23 protein-coding genes and 1 riboswitch are annotated in these 19,864 nt (G+C 39.9%); of the genes, 21 read left to right on the top strand and 2 right to left on the bottom strand.

Translation table 11 applies throughout. The features are described from left to right. Nucleotides 1-89: 89 nt before the first annotated feature. Entirely contained in the window at nucleotides 90-455 is a 366-nt protein-coding gene (locus tag G6R08_RS00915) for a GNAT family N-acetyltransferase (protein WP_163526276.1), read from the top strand. A 42-nt stretch (nucleotides 456-497) separates the two neighbouring features. Here G6R08_RS00915 and G6R08_RS00910 read toward each other — a convergent pair whose 3' ends face one another. Then, nucleotides 498-968, bottom strand: coding sequence for a DUF309 domain-containing protein (locus G6R08_RS00910; protein ID WP_163526275.1), 471 nt, complete (start codon nucleotides 966-968; stop codon nucleotides 498-500). A 156-nt stretch (nucleotides 969-1,124) separates the two neighbouring features. Here G6R08_RS00910 and G6R08_RS00905 point away from each other — a divergent pair, with 156 nt between their 5' ends. The 17 genes from G6R08_RS00905 (at nucleotide 1,125) to G6R08_RS00825 (ending at nucleotide 16,289) form a co-directional block, all read left to right on the top strand. Continuing rightward, entirely contained in the window at nucleotides 1,125-1,874 is a 750-nt protein-coding gene (locus G6R08_RS00905) for a segregation/condensation protein A (protein ID WP_163526274.1), read from the top strand. Then, the gene (scpB, locus tag G6R08_RS00900; RefSeq protein ID WP_163526273.1) at nucleotides 1,871-2,464 is read left to right on the top strand and encodes an SMC-Scp complex subunit ScpB; all 594 of its coding nucleotides are present in this window, start codon (nucleotides 1,871-1,873) and stop codon (nucleotides 2,462-2,464) included. Before G6R08_RS00905 ends, scpB begins: the two co-directional genes overlap by 4 nt. 108 nt (nucleotides 2,465-2,572) lie before the next feature. Then, entirely contained in the window at nucleotides 2,573-3,061 is a 489-nt protein-coding gene (locus G6R08_RS00895; RefSeq protein WP_163526272.1) for a DUF3907 family protein, read from the top strand. Nucleotides 3,062-3,239: 178 nt separating this feature from the next. After that, a complete protein-coding gene (locus G6R08_RS00890) occupies nucleotides 3,240-4,331 on the top strand; it encodes a D-alanyl-D-alanine carboxypeptidase family protein (RefSeq protein ID WP_420810362.1) in 1,092 nt (363 codons plus the stop codon). Continuing rightward, a complete protein-coding gene (locus G6R08_RS00885; protein ID WP_163526271.1) occupies nucleotides 4,319-4,912 on the top strand; it encodes a nucleoside recognition domain-containing protein in 594 nt (197 codons plus the stop codon). Before G6R08_RS00890 ends, G6R08_RS00885 begins: the two co-directional genes overlap by 13 nt. Then, nucleotides 4,909-5,421: a spore maturation protein gene (locus G6R08_RS00880; protein ID WP_163526270.1), complete on the top strand. Its 513-nt coding sequence runs from the start codon at nucleotides 4,909-4,911 to the stop codon at nucleotides 5,419-5,421. The genes G6R08_RS00885 and G6R08_RS00880 overlap by 4 nt, the downstream gene beginning before the upstream one ends. Before the next feature lie 144 nt (nucleotides 5,422-5,565). Next, nucleotides 5,566-6,294 carry a pseudouridine synthase gene (locus G6R08_RS00875; protein ID WP_163531019.1) on the top strand — a complete coding sequence of 243 codons (729 nt, stop codon included), beginning with the start codon at nucleotides 5,566-5,568 and terminating at the stop codon, nucleotides 6,292-6,294. Nucleotides 6,295-6,348: 54 nt separating this feature from the next. Beyond that, entirely contained in the window at nucleotides 6,349-6,903 is a 555-nt protein-coding gene (gene resA / locus G6R08_RS00870; protein WP_163526269.1) for a thiol-disulfide oxidoreductase ResA, read from the top strand. A gap of 28 nt (nucleotides 6,904-6,931) precedes the next feature. Continuing rightward, nucleotides 6,932-8,557, top strand: coding sequence for a cytochrome c biogenesis protein ResB (gene resB / locus G6R08_RS00865; RefSeq protein WP_163526268.1), 1,626 nt, complete (start codon nucleotides 6,932-6,934; stop codon nucleotides 8,555-8,557). Nucleotides 8,558-8,590: 33 nt separating this feature from the next. Then, the gene (ccsB, locus tag G6R08_RS00860) at nucleotides 8,591-9,772 is read left to right on the top strand and encodes a c-type cytochrome biogenesis protein CcsB (RefSeq protein WP_163526267.1); all 1,182 of its coding nucleotides are present in this window, start codon (nucleotides 8,591-8,593) and stop codon (nucleotides 9,770-9,772) included. Nucleotides 9,773-9,868: 96 nt separating this feature from the next. Beyond that, a complete protein-coding gene (locus G6R08_RS00855; protein WP_163526266.1) occupies nucleotides 9,869-10,585 on the top strand; it encodes a response regulator transcription factor in 717 nt (238 codons plus the stop codon). Continuing rightward, complete coding sequence (locus tag G6R08_RS00850; protein WP_163526265.1) at nucleotides 10,585-12,366, top strand: ATP-binding protein; 1,782 nt, start codon at nucleotides 10,585-10,587, stop codon at nucleotides 12,364-12,366. Before G6R08_RS00855 ends, G6R08_RS00850 begins: the two co-directional genes overlap by 1 nt. A gap of 37 nt (nucleotides 12,367-12,403) precedes the next feature. After that, nucleotides 12,404-12,582, top strand: a riboswitch (cobalamin riboswitch). 210 nt (nucleotides 12,583-12,792) lie between these two features. Continuing rightward, nucleotides 12,793-13,197 carry a DUF4430 domain-containing protein gene (locus G6R08_RS00845; RefSeq protein WP_163526264.1) on the top strand — a complete coding sequence of 135 codons (405 nt, stop codon included), beginning with the start codon at nucleotides 12,793-12,795 and terminating at the stop codon, nucleotides 13,195-13,197. Between the two features lie 3 nt (nucleotides 13,198-13,200). Beyond that, a complete protein-coding gene (locus tag G6R08_RS00840; RefSeq protein WP_163526263.1) occupies nucleotides 13,201-13,710 on the top strand; it encodes an ECF transporter S component in 510 nt (169 codons plus the stop codon). 147 nt (nucleotides 13,711-13,857) lie between these two features. Next, nucleotides 13,858-14,391, top strand: a complete 534-nt coding sequence (gene sigX / locus G6R08_RS00835; RefSeq protein ID WP_240339625.1) for an RNA polymerase sigma factor SigX — start codon at nucleotides 13,858-13,860, stop codon at nucleotides 14,389-14,391. Continuing rightward, complete coding sequence (locus G6R08_RS00830; RefSeq protein WP_163526261.1) at nucleotides 14,381-15,520, top strand: GerMN domain-containing protein; 1,140 nt, start codon at nucleotides 14,381-14,383, stop codon at nucleotides 15,518-15,520. Before sigX ends, G6R08_RS00830 begins: the two co-directional genes overlap by 11 nt. Nucleotides 15,521-15,833: 313 nt before the next feature. Then, nucleotides 15,834-16,289: a helix-turn-helix transcriptional regulator gene (locus tag G6R08_RS00825; RefSeq protein WP_163526260.1), complete on the top strand. Its 456-nt coding sequence runs from the start codon at nucleotides 15,834-15,836 to the stop codon at nucleotides 16,287-16,289. 34 nt (nucleotides 16,290-16,323) lie between these two features. Here G6R08_RS00825 and G6R08_RS00820 read toward each other — a convergent pair whose 3' ends face one another. Further along, entirely contained in the window at nucleotides 16,324-16,572 is a 249-nt protein-coding gene (locus G6R08_RS00820) for a ferredoxin (RefSeq protein WP_163526259.1), read from the bottom strand. A 136-nt stretch (nucleotides 16,573-16,708) separates the two neighbouring features. Here G6R08_RS00820 and G6R08_RS00815 point away from each other — a divergent pair, with 136 nt between their 5' ends. From G6R08_RS00815 to G6R08_RS00805, 3 genes are read left to right on the top strand one after another with little or no spacing between them, the layout of a single operon-like run. Then, the gene (locus G6R08_RS00815) at nucleotides 16,709-17,764 is read left to right on the top strand and encodes a YpbB family protein (RefSeq protein ID WP_163526258.1); all 1,056 of its coding nucleotides are present in this window, start codon (nucleotides 16,709-16,711) and stop codon (nucleotides 17,762-17,764) included. Beyond that, nucleotides 17,757-19,298, top strand: coding sequence for a RecQ family ATP-dependent DNA helicase (locus tag G6R08_RS00810; protein ID WP_163526257.1), 1,542 nt, complete (start codon nucleotides 17,757-17,759; stop codon nucleotides 19,296-19,298). Before G6R08_RS00815 ends, G6R08_RS00810 begins: the two co-directional genes overlap by 8 nt. Then, nucleotides 19,285-19,863 (top strand): CPBP family intramembrane glutamic endopeptidase, encoded by a 579-nt coding sequence (locus tag G6R08_RS00805; protein WP_240339624.1) that lies wholly within the window; start codon nucleotides 19,285-19,287, stop codon nucleotides 19,861-19,863. The genes G6R08_RS00810 and G6R08_RS00805 overlap by 14 nt, the downstream gene beginning before the upstream one ends. Nucleotide 19,864: the final 1 nt, after the last annotated feature.

Raw genomic sequence — 19,864 nt, 5'->3', positions numbered from 1 at the left:
ATTGGTTTGTTATTGTCATGTAGGTGTATAGGGTCAGAAGAAAGTCTTGGAAAATATGAATTAAGAATTTTTATAATCGAGGGGTTAATATGTTCATTCGATATAAAAAATCATTTGAAAAGATTGCTATGGGCCTTCTTTCGTTTATGCCTGAAAGCAAAGATGTGAAAAAGCTTCAGGAAATTGTTAGGGAATACGAGACCAATTCTGATTGGCAGCTATTCCTATGGAAGGAAGAAGATATCCTTGGCGCTATAGGTGTGCGGATTGAAGGGAATGAGGCAATCATTCAGCACGTTTCCGTCAATCCTTCCCACCGTAACCTGGGAATTGGCAAAAAGATGTACTCTCATGTATGTAACCATTTCGAGAAAGAGTATCTTGTATGTTCTGATGAGTATACAGAATCTTTTCTTGATAAGTGTGAGATGGAGAGTTCATCATCAAATGTATAAGTAAGAGGAGGAAGGGTGTCTGATCAGACACCCTTCCTCTTTTTACGTTGACCTTCGTCTTTTGTGTTTATCAATTAAATTAAGATCTGTTAAGTCACTAGGTGTTCCAAAGCTTACCCCCCAATCAGTACAGAGTTGTTTCACTTCATCGATCAAGTGAGAATCAAATATAGGTAGAGTAAGACTTGTGTAGTCTCTCCCTTCATCTAATCTTCTTTTTTGATCCACGAGCTGCTTTTTCAGCAGTTTATCATCAATGCCGAGAGATACTAACTGACATCGATTGATTTCAAGTCTATGTAACGTTTTCATAATTAATGTTAGAGCTCCTGTAGTATTTTTTCTTCTAAAATGATATTGGCAGACAGCTAACTGAATGAGGCAAACCCACACAGAGTCTCTATTCTGTGGATCGTTTTCCTTCCAATAGTCTTCTAAAACCTCGTGACATTCAAAATAATCCCTCGTTCCATGAAAATGGGCTAAGTATTCAAGGTACGCTTCTGGATACATTGTAATCTCCCCTTTTAAATCATTTTACAAGCATTGCAGGAAAAAGGACAAGGAGAAGCCGCTTCCTAAAAATCGTATTAACGGGTGTCGAATTTTCTGGTAACATAATGATAGGAAAATGTAAGTGTGAACGATTCAATACAAAGGACGAATGTTATGACAGAAAGCTACCATGTGAAGTTAGAAGGTTTTGAAGGACCGCTTGACCTTTTGCTTCATTTAATCAATCGCTATGAAATCGATATTTATGATATACCGGTGTCAACCATTACAGAACAGTATATGAATTATGTTCATGCCATGCAGGAACTAGAATTAAATGTGGCGAGTGAGTATTTAGTAATGGCAGCTACACTATTAGCCATAAAAAGTCAGATGCTGCTTCCTTCCATACCAGGAAATGAAATCGACGTGGTGGAGGAGGATGAGGACCCTCGAGATGATTTAATTCATCGTCTAATTGAATATAAACGATATAAGGAAGCTGCTGGAGAGCTCAAGAAAAAAGAATTGGAAGCAAATCGAATTTATACAAGACCTCAAATGGACTTAACACTGTTTGGAGAAGAACAGGAATTGATGGAAGGCGAAGCCTCCATCTATGATATGGTCGCGGCAATGGGCCACCTGCTAAAACGCTCCAGAGATGTCAAGCCTGCAGATACCACGATAAAGAGAGATGAGGTTTCTATTCGTACGAGGATGGATGACATCTTGCAGCAAATTGATCAATCTAACCTAGGGCAAGGCCTCCACTTCTCTCAATTGTTTGTGGAGCGCTCTAAACCACACACGGTAGTCACCTTTATTGCGATTCTTGAACTAATGAAAAGCAAGGAAGTAAGATGTGTTCAACAAAATCATTTTGACGAATTAATTGTATATAAAATGGAGGAAACATCATGAACGTGGAAGAACAGAAAGCACTTATGGAGGGGCTTCTTTTTGCATCAGGCGAAGACGGGGTTACTGAGAAGAAATTAGCTGAGCTATTAGAAGTGTCTCAGGCATCTTTGAAGACAATCCTAGAACAGCTAACGATGGACTATCAGCAGGCTGATCGGGGCATTACATTGATGGATACTAATGGGACCCTCCACTTAACAACAAAGCCAGAGCATGCTCCATACTATAAGAAACTGCTGGATACGACTACTTCCACACGGTTATCGCAGGCAGCCTTAGAAACGCTGGCAATCATTGCTTACCGTCAGCCTATTACACGTATTGAAATTGATGATTTACGGGGAGTTAAAAGTGATCGAGCTGTTCAAACACTATCCAACAGAGGGTTAATTGAGGAAAAAGGAAGAAAAGAGGCAATCGGCAGACCTGTTTTATTTGGAACAACAAGAGAATTCCTTACCTATTTTGGATTGTCCTCCATTGAAGAGCTGCCTCCTCTTCAGGAAATTGAACAACACCACGATGTTGAGGAAGAAGCAGATTTATTTTTTGAAAAATTTAATCATGAAAATTCTGACGGCTCACTATAAATGTGGTATGATACATTTGTTAAGAAACACCAACCTTTGAATTAGGCCTTTAGTTTTATTTGTTGTTCTACGTAGAAGCTGTTATATTGACTTATCTAGGAGGCGGCCATGAGGCAGCAAATGATCAAGGAACAGACTATTAAAGTCCACGAGTTCTTGAGAGAAGTTGTATTCAGAGTAGATGATTATTTAGATACGCATTCTTTACATGAGTTTGAGCATGAACGTGGCTCTTTCGATGAAGATTATTGTAAACAACTATTAAAATCATTGAGAAGGCTGAATGTGTTGTGCGACGAGGCGAATGACAAAGTAGCTGTATTGTTGCAAAAGAGTTCTTTTCCGACAGCAGCCGCAGAACGAACCATGTATGGAATTTATCATCAGTGTATAGGAGAATTCTATTCCCCGAAAGGTGACACATGGTACGAAGACAGTCGTGCCTCTTATACAGGAAATAGTTCGGTTATATTTCAGTATGATCCACCTGCCTCAATTGTGGTGCTATTTGCTGCTCTTAGATATGACTTCCAGGATATCCGCGAGGAACTCGATTGTTATGAAAGTCATGATTGCGTACAAGCAGTCAAAAAATAAGATAAGAACCAGATATAAAACCTGCCAGTTAGAAGCGGCAGGTTTTTTATTTGTAAGCAGCATGTATGGAAGCATCCGGAATTCTCAATTGTGATTAGTTTTCTAGTCCACACCTTCATAAGCTGACAAGTTGAAGCATAATGTTAAGCAAATGAATAGGTTAGGAGGAAAACCTCTCTTGGGAAAGTATATTCGTATGATCATAATTGCATTACTAGCTTCTGCCATACTATTTCCACAGGTAACAGATGCAGAAACGTCTGTTTCGGTATCTGCTGAACATGCTGTTCTTTTAGATGCTAAATCTGGACGAGTTCTTTATGAAAAGAATGCCTACGAGTCTTCATTAATCGCAAGTACTACGAAAATAATGACAGCTATCATCGCAATCGAATCTGGTAAATTATCAGAAGATGTAAAGGTTAGTGAGCGGGCAATCAGAACAGAAGGATCGTCCATTTATTTAACGGAAGGTGAAAAAATTCCGCTTATTGATCTTGTTTATGGACTAATGTTGAGGTCAGGCAACGATTCAGCTGTGGCCATTGCTGAACATGTTGGGGGCAGTGTTGAAGGTTTTACGTATATGATGAATCAGAAAGCCAGGTGGCTTGGTATGAACGATTCCCATTTCGAAAATCCGCATGGGCTGGATGGAGAATCTCATTACTCAAGTGCCTACGATCTGGCCTTGCTCATGGCTTATGCAATGAAAAACGAGACATTTCGCGAAGTTACGGGAAGTGAAATGTACAAGTCTGACAATCGTTCTTACTCGTGGAAAAATAAGAACAAGCTGCTAACCAGGCTTTATGACCCTACGACTGGCGGGAAAACTGGTTTTACGAAAAAAGCGGGTCGTACTCTTGTTACAAGCGCGGAGAAAGATGGGATGAAGTTGGTGGCGGTCACTTTAAATGCTCCTGATGACTGGCAGGATCATCAACGCATGTATGAGTTTGGATTTGATCATTATGAAACATATCAATTACAGGAAGAAGGTTTCGCAACGTCCAATGGGGAAAGATATTACCTGCCGCGGGATATCTTTTATCCATTGACCTCTGAGGAACAAAAGCAAATTGATTCCGTTTTTTATCCTGCCTTATCTACTGTAGATCCTCATTTGGCAGGGGTACGCCATTTTCAAATTGCTGATCAGTTATTGATTCAAACTCCTGTATGGAATGAACGACCCTATGATTCATTTGTCGGTGAGTGGGCTGCTTACTTAAAACGTCTCACGGGGGTGGTACCATGGTCAACTTGATTTGGGTTTTTCTTGCGGTAAGCGGAATCGCTTATGCTGCTTTCAACGGAACTATGGATAAAGTGAATGAAACTATTTTTGCCACTATTGAAGAAAGCGTTATGATTACGCTAAGTCTGGCGGGAGTTCTTGTGTTTTGGTTAGGTTTAATGAAGATTGCTGAGGAGGCCGGTTTATTATCTGGTTTGGCTAAATTATTTAAACCGATTGTTAAAAGATTGTTTCCTGATATTCCTGAAAATGACCCAGCACTTGGATACATCTTATCCAATATGACGGCAAATATGTTCGGATTGGGAAATGCAGCCACACCGATGGGACTTAAAGCAATGAAAGAGATGAAACGACTATCAGGTTCCGAAAGAGCCAGCCGCTCTATGATCACTTTTTTAGCCATCAATACTTCTTCTCTGACTTTAATACCTACAACTGTTATTGCTATTCGCATGAAATATGGTTCGGTTGATCCTACGAGTATTGTAGGGGCAACGATTCTTGCTACGATGATATCGACATTCGCAGCCCTGATCATTGATCGTTTTTTCTATTATCGTCGTAGAAAGACAGGACAAACATTATGAGTATATGGCTTATCCCAGGAGTCATTCTAATTGTCCTTGTAACAGCCACGATCAAACGAGTACCTGCATATGAAGTATTCGTAGAAGGAAGTAAAGAAGGCATTCAGATTGCTATCTCATTACTTCCTTTTTTGTTAGGCATGATGGTTTCGATCGCTATTTTTCAAGCCTCAGGTGCTATGGATGCTGCTCTTGGCCTCGTTAAACCATTGACCTCCATTTTTGCTATTCCTGAACAGATTCTGCCATTAGCTTTAATAAGACCTATTTCTGGCACGGCAGCTTTAAGCGTTACAACTGAGCTGATTCGTACCTTTGGACCAGATTCCTTTATTGGTCAATTAGCTTCTGTTATGCAGGGGAGTACAGACACAACTCTATATATCATAACGGTCTATTTTGGAGCGGTAGGCATAAGAAGAATGGGAGACGCTCTGAAGGTTGGACTTCTCGCTGATTTAGCTGGTATAATAGCATCAATTGTCATCGTTATCATCCTGTTTGGATAAACAGGATGATTCTTTTGTTTATTTGTAGCTGAAACATGTATAATAATGAAGGGTTGACGAGCCGCGCTGCATAAGAATGGCGTGGCTTTCAAGTTGTTTATCGTGAAAAATTCAGACATAAAGGGGGACGGTCCTATGTCAAATATGGAACGTCTGCAGAAAGTGATCGCACATGCTGGTGTGGCTTCACGCAGAAAAGCCGAGAAAATGATTACTGATGGTAAAGTAACTGTTAACGGAAAAGTTGTTAAAGAGTTAGGTACAAAAGTTAGCTCAAATGATGATGTTGAAGTAGAGGGAGTACCGCTTACGAAAGAAGTTCCAGTCTACTATTTACTCTATAAACCAAGAGGTGTGATTTCAAGTGTGAATGACGATAAAGGCAGAAAAGTCGTCACGGATTATTTACCTGATGTAGAAGAGCGTATTTTTCCAATAGGAAGGCTTGACTATGACACGTCGGGGATACTGTTGTTAACGAATGACGGGGAGTTTGCTAATTTATTGATGCATCCCAGTCATGAGGTGGATAAAGTATATATTGTAAAGACTAAGGGAATTCCTGATGATGAACAGTTAAAACGATTTAAAAAAGGAGTCACAATTGAAGATGAAACATTTAAAGCTGTTCATTCGAAAGTGCTCTCAACTGACAGAAAGAAGAACAGTGCAATTATTCAGGTGATTTTACATGAGGGAAAGAATCGCCAAATACGAAAAATGTTTGAAGGCTTAGGCTACCCTGTAGATAAGTTAAAGCGTGAACGTTATGGATCACTTACTCTTCAAGGCTTAAATGCGGGGGATTATCGTCCGTTAAAACCTCATGAAATTAAACAACTACGTCAAATGGCTGGAAAAAATGTTGAATAATATTCAAATTTAGCTTTGTCGATCGATGTTATAATAGTCATAGGAGTGAGTGCTATGAAGGAAAAGACTGTACAAAAAAAGAAAAAAAGGTTAGTATTCAGAACCATTTTACTCGCTGTGATGGCGGGACTTGTAGTATTTGCGCTAGTCTCTAATTTCAATAGCGATAAAGCAGTTGTAGCTGAAGGTGAACCTGCTCCTGATTTTCAATTAGAGAAATTCGGATCAAATGGAGAAACGATTGCCTTGAGTGATTTAGAAGGTAAAGGAGTAATGCTAAACTTTTGGGCCACTTATTGTGAACCATGTAAAAAAGAAATGCCTTACATGGAAAAGCTTTACTCTGAATACAAGAAAAAGGGTGTAGAAATACTTGCGATTAATTTAGATTCTACAAACCTTGTTGTAGAACAGTTCCTGGATCGTTATGGAATTTCCTTCCCCATTTTACAAGATGAGAACGGACAAGTAATGAATCGATATAATGTCGGTCCAATTCCATCTACATTCTTCATTAGTCCAGAGGGGAAAGTTGTGAAACATGTTGTGGGACCGCTTACTTTAGAAAAATTAGATGGCTACCTGCAGCAAATTACTCCCGAGGCATAGAGTTTATTTGAAATTGTGAGGTTTTACTATGAATAACATTACATGCGAATGTGGTCACGTGAATCCGGAGGGAACGGTACTATGTGAGTCTTGCGGGAAACCGATACAAGGCAATCAGCACATAGATGGAAATGACAATCAAAAACTATTGAACATGCGCTATGATGGAAGTGCCAGGCGTTCGCAAACATATAACCGCACGTTTATCGATAAAATCTGGAATTTCTTTTCTTCCGTAAAAGTCGGTGTGTGGCTCATTGTTCTTACCCTGATCGCTTCAGCAGTCGGCACGATTTTTCCACAAGAAATGTACATACCACCAAATGTCGATGCTGCTACCCATTATGAAGATCAATATGGATTAGCTGGTCAAATTTACTACCAACTAGGGTTTCATAATTTATTCAGTTCCTGGTGGTACATGCTATTACTAGCTATGATTGGAATCTCTATTGTCATTGCTAGTATCGATCGATTTGTACCACTGTATAAAACGCTTAGAACTCAGAAGCCTGAGCGCCATGATTTATTTTTAAAAAAACAAAGAATTTTTGGTAAAACAGAATCAAGTTCCGTAGATATTGAACAAGTGAGAAAAAACTTAAAACAAAGCCGTTATAAAGTGACAGAACAAGATGGACATATCCTGGCTGAGAAAAACCGTTTTGCCAGATGGGGTCCTTACGTGAACCATATCGGATTAATAATTTTTTTGCTAGGTACATTATTAAGGTTTATACCTGCTCTGTACGTAGATGACTTCGTCTGGGTAAGAGAAGGAGAAACAGCAGTAATTAACGGTACAGAAGGTCAATACTACATTAAGAACAAAGAGTTTATACTAGAAACATATGATGAAGATGATGAAAGATTCCAGGAAGCTCTTCAGAACGAAGGAGGATTAGTACCAAAAACCTATCAAACAAATGCCGTTGTGTATAAACGTACTGATCCGATCGTTGTAGGTGGCGACCCTGAGCTCGAGAAAATTAAAGAAGATCAGATTAAAGTAAATCACCCACTCAAGTTCGGCGGATTCGCTCTTTACCAAGCGAGTTATCAGTTAAATGAGTTTAAAGAAATGACCTTTAAGATTCATGATAAAAACAATGAAGATAGCTCATATGGTCAATTCACTGTAGATTTATCTGAGCCAAAATCAGAATATCAACTGGATAGTGGCTATCGAGTGGTTCTCGATTCTTATTACCCTGAGTATGAGCTTAAGGATGGAAAACCTGTATCTGTATCTAAATACCCGAAAAATCCAGCGTTTGTCTTCAATGTTTACCCTCCTGGTGAATCAGAACCAGAGGTTAGTTTCGTAGGGATCGGGGCCAATGTGGATGCAACCGGGGAAAATGATTATAAAATTGGCCTAATCAATTTTGATGTTCGTGATGTAACCGGGTTAACTGTGCGCAAAGACTATACACTCCCATTCATTGCGTTAGGCGGAGCCATTTTCATGATTGGGGTAATCCAGGGAATGTACTGGAATCATCGCCGGATATGGATTAAGCCAAAAGAAAAAGGTGTATGGATTGCGGGACATACGAATAAAAATTGGTTTGCATTACGACGGGAAATTGACAAGGTCATCAGTGAAACAGGAATAGAAGCTCCAAATGACCAACAGGAAATGAAGGATTAATATCTTTTTGAAGGTGATAAAGGAGGGCGAACAATGGAGTTAAGTACAGTTAGCAGTAACTTACTTTACGCCGCATTTATTATTTATCTAGTCGCTACGTTTTTCTTCGGGGGAACGATACGTGACAAGCAAAGGAAAAAATCTGGTATTGCCGGTAAAATAGGAATCACCTTAACGATTGTGGGTTTTCTCACACAAATAGGTTATTTTATTACAAGATGGATAGCGAGTGGACATGCTCCTGTCAGTAATTTATTCGAATTCACAACATTTTTTGGCATGATGCTGGTTCTGGCGTTTATCGTCATGTATTTTATTTATCGAATTAATGTACTGGGACTGTTCGCACTGCCCATCGCGTTGCTTATCATTGCGTTTGCGAGTATGTTTCCTAGTGAAATTTCACCGCTCGTTCCATCTTTGCAATCGCATTGGCTTTACATTCATGTGACAACAGCATCGCTTGGACAAGCTGTTTTATCCGTAAGTTTTGTGGCTGGTTTGATATTTTTAATTCGCCAAATTGATCAAAGTGAAAAATCTAAACACACGTTTTGGCTTGAGTTTGTCATCTATATGCTGGCTACAGCGTTAGCCTTTATCATTATTTCCTCATCGTTTAATGCGGTGAATTATCAAGTCACTTTTGAAGCACCTATCCAGGAACAGCCAACTGAAATTAAGTATCAAATGCCGGCTATTGCGGGTCCAACTGATGGAGAACTTATTACAGAAGGTATGTCTCCATTGTTTGAAGTGCCACAGTGGATGCGCGGGCAGGATGCCGCCATTAAGTTTAATACGATGATTTGGTCATTCCTTGGGGGACTCGTGCTTTACTGGCTTGCTCGTTTAATTCTTAGAAAACGGATTGGGGCAGCAGTTCAGCCTCTTCTGAGAAAAGTCAACCCGGAACTGGTCGATGAGATATCTTATCGTGCCGTGGCCATTGGCTTCCCAATTTTCACACTCGGAGCTCTTATTTTTGCCATGATTTGGGCCCAACAAGCCTGGGACCGCTTTTGGGGATGGGACCCTAAAGAGGTGTGGGCCTTGATTACTTTCTTTTTCTATGCCGCCTATTTACACCTCAGACTTTCAAGGGGATGGCAAGGTATGAAATCAGCCTGGCTTGCTGTTGGTGGTTTTGCCATCATTATGTTTAACTTGCTAGCGGTAAACTTAATCATCTCCGGGCTCCATTCGTACGCATAACTTAGAGTTGAGACAGGAAGGGTTTGTACACCCCTCCTGTCTTTTAATATAATAGGTAACAAATAGCCGTTTGATGAAATAAGGAGTGTAATAAATATGGATTATGAAGCAAAAATTTTAGTTGTAGATGATGAGGAACGTATTAGAAGGTTAATCCGTATGTACTTAGAACGAGAAGATTATATAGTTGATGAAGCCGAAGAAGGAAATGAAGCCTTAAGAAAAGCTTTGCAGGAAGATTATGATGTCATATTACTTGATCTTATGATGCCTGGAATGGACGGAATAGAGGTGTGTAAGGAACTGCGAGAGAAGAAGGCTACACCCGTTATTATGCTGACTGCTAAAGGGGAGGAGTCTAATCGCGTTCAAGGCTTTGAGGTAGGAACAGATGATTATATTGTGAAACCATTCAGCCCAAGAGAAGTAGTTTTACGGGTGAAAGCGATTCTAAGACGTGCTTCGTCCACTAAATTTCTCGAGACAGATACAGCTGCTCGAAATGTGCTGGTATTCCCGCATATGACCATTGATAATGATGCACATCGGGTTACAGCGGACAATAAAGAAGTATCATTGACACCTAAAGAGTATGAACTCTTGAACTACATGGCCCAGAAACCGGATAAGGTCTTTGATCGTGAACAATTGTTGAAAGAGGTATGGCAGTATGAATTTTTTGGTGACTTACGGACTGTCGACACTCACGTGAAACGCCTTCGCGAGAAATTGAGTAAAGTTTCTACAGATGCAGCTGGAATGATCGTAACAGTCTGGGGTGTAGGCTATAAATTTGAGGTAAGTGGCGAGTAATGTTCTGGCGCAGTGTAGTCGGGAAATTATGGTTTACGATTTTATTGCTCGTTTGTTTTGTTTTAGTCATACTCACTGTATTACTTCTTGAGTTCTTTGAAAATTACCATGTGGTGGATGCTGAACGCGAGCTATTACAAACCGCTTCAAAAGTATCGGAGGTCGTACAAGAGTATGATGATAAGAATTTAATTCAATCGATGGCTGAACTAATTAAGGATCCCTCCAGCCATGTTCTTGTAACCTACGATTCGACTGAATTTATTTCTTCTGATAGTAATTCAAACGATTTGCCTGCAGTAGGGTACGATTGGTTTATGAGTGATCCTGAACTATCCTCAGTCATTAAAGAGAATGAAGATGTGATGAAAGTGGCGGGATTTGCCAAGTCAGATTTGGAGATTATGGTCGTGGGTACCCCACTTTCAAATGGTGAAGGTGCAGTATTTGTCTACCAATCGCTTGATACCATTCAAAAGACGTCTGATCAAACAACTAAAATTGTTTTCCTTGGCGCAGGAATCGCTATAATCTTGACTACAATCTTCGCCTTTTTCTTATCAACAAGAATCACCGCTCCGTTAATTAAAATGCGAGAGGGCGCTTTGGAACTTGCAAGAGGGGAATTCAATACAAAGATTCCGATTTTAACACATGATGAAATCGGAGAACTGGCTATGGCTTTTAATCGTATGGGACGAGAACTTAAGTTTCACATTAATGCTGTTAATCAAGAAAAAGAACAATTGTCCGGTATTTTACGTTCCATGGCGGATGGAGTGCTTACGATTAATAGGCAGGGAGAAATTTTAGTCTCTAACCCGCCCGCTGATCAATTTTATCAGTCCTGGATATACGAAAATGACGGGAACGAACCTGCCCATGGAAAAAGGGAAGTGCCTCAGCCCATGCGAAAACTATTTGATGAGGTTATTGAGACTGAGCAGGAAGTGATGACTGAAATTACTGTGCAAGGACGAACGTGGGTAATGTTAATGACCCCTCTTTATGATCGTACTTATATAAGGGGAGCGGTAGCGGTACTGAGAGACATGACAGAGGAGCGGCGTTTGGATAAATTAAGAAAAGATTTTATTGCAAACGTCTCACATGAACTAAGAACTCCGATTTCAATGTTACAGGGATACAGTGAAGCAATTGTGGATGATGTAGCCGAAACGAAGGAAGATAAAAACGAGCTGGCTAAAATTATTCATGATGAATCACTCCGTATCAGCAGGCTAGTGAATGAATTACTGGATCTCGCTCGAATGGAAGCCGGTCATATGACTCTTTATAAGGATACAGTCGAAGTAATGCCGTTTCTTGAAAAAATTATTCGTAAATTTCAGGGATTGGCAAACGAAAGAGAGATCAACCTTCAGCTTTATTCAAATGACGCGCAAGGAACCATTCATATCGATGCAGATCGCATTGAGCAGGTATTAACGAATTTAATAGATAATGCGATTCGGCATACGAATGATTACGGATCGGTGGATGTAATAGCCGAACGAACATCTGATCAATGGATCGTGAAAGTCACAGATTCAGGATTGGGAATACCTGAAGAAGATCTCCCATTTGTATTTGAACGATTCTATAAAGCAGATAAGTCTAGAAAAAGGGAAAATAGTAAGAAAGGAACGGGTCTGGGACTCGCTATTGCCAAAAACATCATTGAGGCTCATAAAGGGTCGATTCATGTTCATAGTAGAGTGAATGAGGGAACAACTTTCACCTTTACTCTGCCGACAGAACTGGAACAAGAGGAGAAATAGCTTGAAAATACCCTGACCATGCTGTACGATAAAATAGAATTAAATGAGAAAATTAGGTACCCGATATGGTGTAATAGGGAATCTGGTGAAAAGCCAGTACTGTCCTCGCAACTGTAAGTGTTGACGAACAAGGGAAACCACTGCGAATAATCGTGGGAAGGCTCTTTAGTAGAATGATGCACGAGTCAGTAGACCTGCCTGATTTAATATATTGTTTCAAAGCTTCGGGGATTGAGCCTTTGAGATATCCGGTTTAATCTTATGTAGTGTTTTTACATAGCTTTACTGGTATGTCTTAAGCCTGCTCTTCTAATAAAGGAGCAGGCTTTTTTAGTATCATTTGGGTAGACCTGAGTAGTCAACCATCATCATCCCCGATTAGCATTGCAGCAATGTATTTATTAATAGAATGGGGGTTTTGTAATCATGAGAAAGATGTATGCACTAATCACAGCATTAATGGTGACCTTGTTCGTGCTCGCTGGCTGTCAAACTGAAGGTGGAGGAGAAGAGGCCAGCACCAGCCAAGAGGAGAAGCAGGAAGTAACACTTAACATCGAACTATCTAAGAACAAAGGGGAAAAAGTGCTCGCCAATGAAGAAGTAACAGTTGAAGAAGGCACTGTGTTAATGGAAGTGATGAAAAACAACTTTGAGGTGGCAGAGAAAGATGGGTTTATTACGGGACTTGAAGGAATTACTGCCAGCGAAGGAGAGCAAAAGGCCTGGATGTTTACCATAAACGGGGAAACTTCAATGGTTGGAGCAAATAAATACGAGGTAAAACAGGGCGACGAAATTGTCTTTGATTTTCAATCCTGGGAATCATGATTCATGAATACGTATAAATTAACGTTAATTGCAATGCTTGCTTCGATGGCAATTGCAGGACGTCTGGTGATGGCGAACATTCCAAATGTACAGCCTGTTACTGCCATTATTATCATTGCAGGCTTCTGGCTAGGGCCGCTGGCAGCAGTCATTATGGCTTTCTTAACAACATTTCTCTCTAATGTTTTTCTAGGGATGGGGTACTGGACTATATGGCAAATTCTATCCTGGTCTATAATCGGACTGGGAGCAGGTTTAATCGGCAAATACTGGGCGAACATTCCAGTATGGATGCTATCAATATATGGGTTTCTAAGCGGAATTGTCTATGGACTAATTATTTCTTTTACAATGAGAGTTGCAGGACAGCCGTTTTGGGCTTATTATTTAGCAGGATTGCCGATGGACTTAAATCATGCCGCAAGCAACGTAATTTTTATCCTTGTGCTCTCCCCGGTGTTAGGAACATTGTTTTCTCGTTATCAAAAGAAACATTCGCTTACAAGTGTATAAGGATATTTAAAGTTGAGCTGCGATTTTAGCAGCTCTTTTTTATATGAACATTTATGGTTTTCATTTTAAATGATCGGTATTATGATAGGTAGGTGTAACTTTTAATGGTACATAAACGACAATATGAATGAACGGGAGGTTCAAGGTGTGAAACCGTTCTTTGATGAATTTTACGATAAATATCATCGAGATTTATTTCAATTTATTTATTATATGGTAAAAAATCGATCAGCCGCTGAAGATTTAACCCAGGAGGTTTATATAAAAGTGCTTCAATCATATCAATCATTTGATGGCAGGAGCAGTGAAAAAACATGGTTATTTTCGATAGCTAGACATGTGACTATTGATTACTTCCGCAAGCAGGGACGTAAAAGAAAAAAGATTATGGACTTTTTTAACTGGGAAGAAAAAGGTGAATCAATAAAGGATGAGGAAGCCTTGCCGGACGAAGTGGCGGAACTGAATGACAGGATGAGAGAAGTTTACGAAGCATTAGATCAGTGTACGGTAGATCAAAAAAGTGTCATTATCTTAAGGTATATACAGGGGATGACGATACAAGAAACCGCAGCCATTTTGCAGTTTTCGGAGAGTAAGGTTAAAACTACTCAGCATAGAGGAATGCTTGCTTTAAAGAAACGATTAGGTGTAAAGGGGGGTAGTGAGCATGAAGCATAATGATAAACAAGATACACGTATAGAAAAAATGCTGCATGAGCTCCCGCAAATTGATGACACAAAAAGTAAAGATGATTATTATCGCCTGATCACCGCTGACTCTAACCAACAGTCTTCAAGGCGCCCAAGATGGCTGTTTCCTGGTATAGCTTCCGTCATTGCAGTGCTCATTCTGGCCGTAGTAGTGCCTTTTTCATATTATTCCATGAAGGAAGGGGCTGTCGATCATCCGCAATCTGCTGAGCATCAAAATTTGAAGCTGGAAAAGTCGGAAGGTTCCAGCAGCGGAAATGATCTTCCTTTAAAAACCAACCAGCAGTCCTCTGATCAAACTGTTCATGAGTTGAAAAGTATGGTGGTTGAAGAAATTTCCAGTAATATGAAGCCTTTGGCAGCTGTTGATCAGAGTGTTCAACATATCGTTCCTCTTACGGTTGTATCTGAAGAGAATGAACGTGAAGGAAGCAATATCAATACAGAACAGCTTGGATTATCAGAAAATATTCTTGAAAATATCACCATTTCAATTGATGAAAACGATGAAAAGGCTCAGGTGACGTTTCCTAATAACTTTTCGGTTAGCGGAAATGCGATGAGCACTTCAATTGTTAACAGTATAAAATGGTCAGTGGAGCCTTACAATGTTGAGAATATTTCCATTCAGACTGAGGACGGCTCACCGGTATCGCTGGGCAGTTATGGAAAAGTATCATCATTGTCGGTTATCGAAGAGGGTAGTTTCATTTTCAAAGTATTTAAGCCTTCTTCAAGTGACAGTTCCTTTTTCGTTCCCATATCGATCAAGAATGAGAGTACGATAAGCACCGCTTTAAAAGAGTTAAAGAAAGATGAGAAGGATCCAGAAGTGGATTCTCCGCTACCACCTGAGGTGACCATTCAATCTGCACATGAAGAAGGCAATGAACTCATCGTCGAACTTAATAATCCTAAGTCTGTTGATAAACAACAAATGCTGACAGCCATAGAATCCATTTTAATGACCGCTCAACATTTCGGTTATGATCGAGTTGAATTCGAAAACACGTCAATCGGCAAGTTAGGTCCATATGAATTGAGTAAAACGGTGGAAACACCGAAGGCGCTGAACCCAGTTCCTGCAGAGGAATAAGTAGAGGTTGGCACTTAAATGACCCGAACTGATTTTTCATTCGGGTTATTTTCTTATTCATCATCTGGATGAGGGGAAGGTGGTCGGGAAATAACTCGCTTTCCACCCCCATTCTTCTATTAAAAATACGGACCTTAATCAGATTCAACGACAGGCGATGGAGCAACATAGAAAGTGATTTATCAGTCTTTTTGTAAAAGAGTCATTATGAATTGACTCATGTAAATACTCATATCTCCTTCATGCGTATATCGATAGTATAATGTTGATGGGCATGATAAAATGATATACATACTAATGAGGAGACGGTGGTATGGATAGAGAACAATTGATACAGCAGGTATCGAAGAAAATCAAATTAATACGTGTTGAGTATAGGTATACTCAGGACCGTATGGCTGCGATCCTAGGAGTATCAAAGAAGACGCTCGTGCAAATTGAAAAGGAAAGAACATTGGCTAGTTGGACAACAGTTGTAGCGGTATGTGCCTTGTTTCTGGAAAGCGATGTCCTGAAAGGCTTGCTGGGAGATGCTCCACTCGAAATCATTGAAACCATTGCTCACAATCAGGTGGATCGTACTGAAAAGAGGATTATAAAGGGTAGAGTGTGGTGGACGACAAGCGAGGAGAGAAAACGATTTAAGCTTCAGCAAAATGTAATTAGTCAGCATTACCGAATTATTGATGAACTTGGAAACCGCTGGTACTCAAGTTTTGATAAAGAAGCAACGCTATTTAGATATAGTCAGCTTACTAAAAATGATTAAAAAAATCCCTTCTTTATTTAAAAGAAGGGAGGTTTTATTCAAACTTGAGAGGGTCGCCTTCAAAAGGCTCATCAGATATTTTAATGGAGTCTGTCGGACAGCCTTCAAATGCATCCTCCATATCTTCTTCGTAAACTTCAGGAACTTCTTCGTTTCCCATATTATCATCCAGCAAGGCGTAAGCTAACCCTTCATCGTCATAGTCAAAGATATCAGGGGCAGCGGCACCACATGCTCCACAAGCAATACATGTATCCTGGTCAACCATTGTAAACTTTGCCAAAAATTAACCTCCTTCAAATGTCACCTCGTGAAGTTATTTCTCAGAGGGGCAAAAGGTTTATCAAAAATTGCTACATAGCCATTGTAAGATGATGATTCGAACTTTTCAATAGATAAGCAGCAGAAGGAGGGTTCACTTGTTTCTATATATTCTTTTAACATGTATAAACCAAATGAAAAGGGAGCGTACAATTTCAGGGATTTTCCACTTATTAAAGGGAAAACGCTCAGCTCAAACTCTGCAGGACGCTCGTGTGTATGGTATTGATGATTTTTTTGGAATATGCCCGAACCTTTCCAAGCCAAAACTTGCGACAACTATCCAAATAGCTGTTGATAATGACTTAATTTTAATAGAAAATGAGCAGTTTGCCTCACTGACAAAAGACGGAGTTGACTACCTTGCCAACTATCAAGGACCGCGTCCAGACTATTTCTCGGGCATGGCAGATGCAGCAAATGTGCAAGTATTCGAAGGCCGGCTTCGATTACTGATTCAAACCGTGACAAATCTGTCAGTGAATAATCGGTCTTTTTTAGCTATTATTGAGCAGCCACCGATTCAACAATGGGTCAAACACCACTATAGTCGAATCAAGGAAGGTATGAAGGAAGTAGAAGAACAATTATATGAAGAATTAGCGAATTTGCTCAGTAAACGGACTGAAGTGGAAGCAGTCCTGTTTACAAGCAGGTTAACAGGGGGAAGGATTATAGGGGAAACGAGAGAACAACTTGCACGTGATCATAACCTATCGGAACAGGAAGTCGATATATTGCTATCACATGTATCCTATTACTTGTACGAACAATGCCGAATTAGCCCATCATGCTACCCGGCAATAGCAACTTGTCTGGAAGGATTGTCTTCTTCTAGTCTTATCACACGTTCTGCAAAAAGAACGTATCAGTTCCTGGAGAAGGGATTTACATTAGAGAGTATTGCAGCAATCCGAAAGTTAAAACTAAGTACTATACAAGATCATGTAATCGAAGCTGCACTAGTGGTTCCAGGTTTCTCGATCCGTCCATTTATCAATGAAGAGCATGAACAGGCTATATTGGCATCAGCCTCTCGTCTGCAAACAAGACGTTTGAAACGGATTTACGAAGCATTTCAAGGTCAATTTTCCTACTTTGAACTTCGATTAGTTTTAGCAGCAGCGAAAAAGGAGCCAATGTCATATGCGTAATCTTGATTTAAAAGAGAAGCTTTATAAGCATTTTGGCTACCGTCAGTTTAGGCAGGGACAAGAGGAGATTATTGGCAAGGTACTTGAAGGCAGAGATGTATTGGGCATCTTACCGACTGGTGTTGGAAAGTCACTCTGTTTCCAGCTGCCTGCTCTACTGTTTTCTGGAAGCACGGTCGTTGTGTCACCGCTTATTTCACTAATGGTTGATCAAGTGAAGCAAATGAAAGCTGCTGGACTCAAGTCGGTTATTGCCTTAAACAGCTTTATGGATTATAAAGAAAAGCGTAAGGTATTAGAAAAGCTGGATCAATATTCTCTGATTTACCTATCCCCTGAAATGCTGCAAAATAAGTCTGTGATGTACCAATTGACAAAACTGCATGTTGACTTATTTGTGATTGACGAAGCCCATTGCATCTCGCAATGGGGTCATGAGTTTAGGACAGACTATTTAAAACTAAGCCATTCGATTAAACAAGTTGGTGACCCTGTAGTTCTGGCTCTAAGTGCCACGGCTACCCCTGAGGTGCAAACGGATATTAAGGAACAGCTAGCCCGGCGAGAGATGGACTCAGTTGTCTATCCAATGGACAAAGTAAATATGAGTTTTGCTGTAGAAGAAACAGCGAGTCATGAAGAAAAATTAGAGAGAATTACTCAAGTATTATCCCAAAATAAATCCCCCACTATGATCTATTTTTCTAGTCGAATGTGGGCCGAACGGATCTCGGAAGAGCTGAAAACGAGAGTGGACCAAAGAATCGCATTTTATCATGGTGGGATGGAGCAAATGGACCGTCTCCTCGTCCAGCAGCAGTTCATGAACGATCAGCTGGACGTGATTTGTTGTACAAGTGCTTTCGGCATGGGGGTTGATAAATCAAACATCCGAAGAGTGATTCACTATCACTTCCCGACAGAACTGGAATCATTTATACAGGAAATCGGCCGAGCTGGGCGAGATGGAAAGCCTTGTGCAAGTTTGATGTTGTACACTCCTGGTGATTATCACTTACCGCAAATGTTTATTGAAAATGAACTGGTAAAACCAGAGGATGTCGAAGGAATTCTTCATTCCATTTATGTCATTGTTAATAGACAAGACTCCATATTGAATGATGAAGAAATGGCTGAGGAGCTTAGGTTATCTGAAACGCAGTGGAATTTTATTAAATATCAACTGGAGCAGGAGAAGTTAATTAATCATCATCCTGTTATTACAGATAAACATGAGTGGACACGAATTGCTGAGAAGATTCGGTGGATTCTTCAAAACAGATGGAAATATAAAAATAGGAAGCTCCAGGAAATGGTAAGTTGGCTTCATCATCCAGATTGTAAAAGGAAAAAGCTTTATTCTCCTTTTCAACCGGAAACGAGAATTCCGGAAGTAGCATGTTGCAGCAACTGTGGTTTTCGTATGGAAGACATGAAGTTAGATTCAGAAGCCTGTTCTGTTAGATTTGCTGACGACTGGAAGTCTCGGTTAGCAAAGATCTTTCATCAAGGAGACTATCATGCAACTGACTAATCAAGCACAATTAATAAAGCAAATGTCAAATCGAGAGATCACAAAACACCTAGTGTACACCCAGCTCATTCTTTTTTTCTTAGCTTTTATCTTAAGCTGGATTTTGTTCGAATCATTTTTTAGCGATTGGATAACCTTGTTCCATTTATCTGTTCATGAGTGGTTATATTATGGGGTTTTACCAGCTTTGTGCGTTCTGCTTGTTGACTTTGTATTGATGGCGTATCTGCCTCAACGTTTTTACGATGATGGGGGCATTAATGAGAAGGTTTTTAAAAGCCAGCCAGTCACAAAGATCATATGGTTAACTTTGCTTATTGCATGTTCAGAAGAATTGCTTTTTCGTGGGGTGATTCAAACAGAATTTGGATACTTAATCGCAAGCTTCATATTTGCGATTATTCATTTTCGCTATTTAACGAAAGTTGTTTTATTCTTTTCTGTTGTTTGTGTTAGTTTCTTAATTGGTTACATGTACGAACTAACTCACAGTTTACCGGTTACGATCACGACGCATTTTATGATCGATTTTATACTAGCATTGGCGATTCGTATTAGGAAATAAG

Source organism: Halobacillus ihumii, from assembly GCF_902726645.1.
Classification (GTDB): Bacteria; Bacillota; Bacilli; order Bacillales; family Halobacillaceae; genus Halobacillus_A; species Halobacillus_A ihumii.
This window is presented reverse-complemented; position numbering and strand designations above follow the sequence as displayed.

Bases quoted from the DNA above. Each gene is read 5' to 3' on its own strand.
- G6R08_RS00915 (WP_163526276.1), top strand. From the start codon at position 90: ATGTTCATTCGATATAAAAAATCATTTGAAAAGATTGCTATGGGCCTT.
- G6R08_RS00880 (WP_163526270.1), top strand. From the start codon at position 4,909: ATGAGTATATGGCTTATCCCAGGAGTCATTCTAATTGTCCTTGTAACA.
- G6R08_RS00845 (WP_163526264.1), top strand. From the start codon at position 12,793: ATGAGAAAGATGTATGCACTAATCACAGCATTAATGGTGACCTTGTTC.
- resA (WP_163526269.1), top strand. From the start codon at position 6,349: ATGAAGGAAAAGACTGTACAAAAAAAGAAAAAAAGGTTAGTATTCAGA.
- G6R08_RS00910 (WP_163526275.1), bottom strand. From the start codon at position 968: ATGTATCCAGAAGCGTACCTTGAATACTTAGCCCATTTTCATGGAACG.
- G6R08_RS00875 (WP_163531019.1), top strand. From the start codon at position 5,566: ATGGAACGTCTGCAGAAAGTGATCGCACATGCTGGTGTGGCTTCACGC.
- G6R08_RS00885 (WP_163526271.1), top strand. From the start codon at position 4,319: ATGGTCAACTTGATTTGGGTTTTTCTTGCGGTAAGCGGAATCGCTTAT.
- ccsB (WP_163526267.1), top strand. From the start codon at position 8,591: ATGGAGTTAAGTACAGTTAGCAGTAACTTACTTTACGCCGCATTTATT.
- resB (WP_163526268.1), top strand. From the start codon at position 6,932: ATGAATAACATTACATGCGAATGTGGTCACGTGAATCCGGAGGGAACG.
- G6R08_RS00895 (WP_163526272.1), top strand. From the start codon at position 2,573: ATGAGGCAGCAAATGATCAAGGAACAGACTATTAAAGTCCACGAGTTC.
- G6R08_RS00830 (WP_163526261.1), top strand. From the start codon at position 14,381: ATGAAGCATAATGATAAACAAGATACACGTATAGAAAAAATGCTGCAT.
- G6R08_RS00810 (WP_163526257.1), top strand. From the start codon at position 17,757: ATGCGTAATCTTGATTTAAAAGAGAAGCTTTATAAGCATTTTGGCTAC.
- G6R08_RS00850 (WP_163526265.1), top strand. From the start codon at position 10,585: ATGTTCTGGCGCAGTGTAGTCGGGAAATTATGGTTTACGATTTTATTG.
- G6R08_RS00855 (WP_163526266.1), top strand. From the start codon at position 9,869: ATGGATTATGAAGCAAAAATTTTAGTTGTAGATGATGAGGAACGTATT.
- G6R08_RS00905 (WP_163526274.1), top strand. From the start codon at position 1,125: ATGACAGAAAGCTACCATGTGAAGTTAGAAGGTTTTGAAGGACCGCTT.
- G6R08_RS00840 (WP_163526263.1), top strand. From the start codon at position 13,201: ATGAATACGTATAAATTAACGTTAATTGCAATGCTTGCTTCGATGGCA.
- G6R08_RS00825 (WP_163526260.1), top strand. From the start codon at position 15,834: ATGGATAGAGAACAATTGATACAGCAGGTATCGAAGAAAATCAAATTA.
- scpB (WP_163526273.1), top strand. From the start codon at position 1,871: ATGAACGTGGAAGAACAGAAAGCACTTATGGAGGGGCTTCTTTTTGCA.
- G6R08_RS00805 (WP_240339624.1), top strand. From the start codon at position 19,285: ATGCAACTGACTAATCAAGCACAATTAATAAAGCAAATGTCAAATCGA.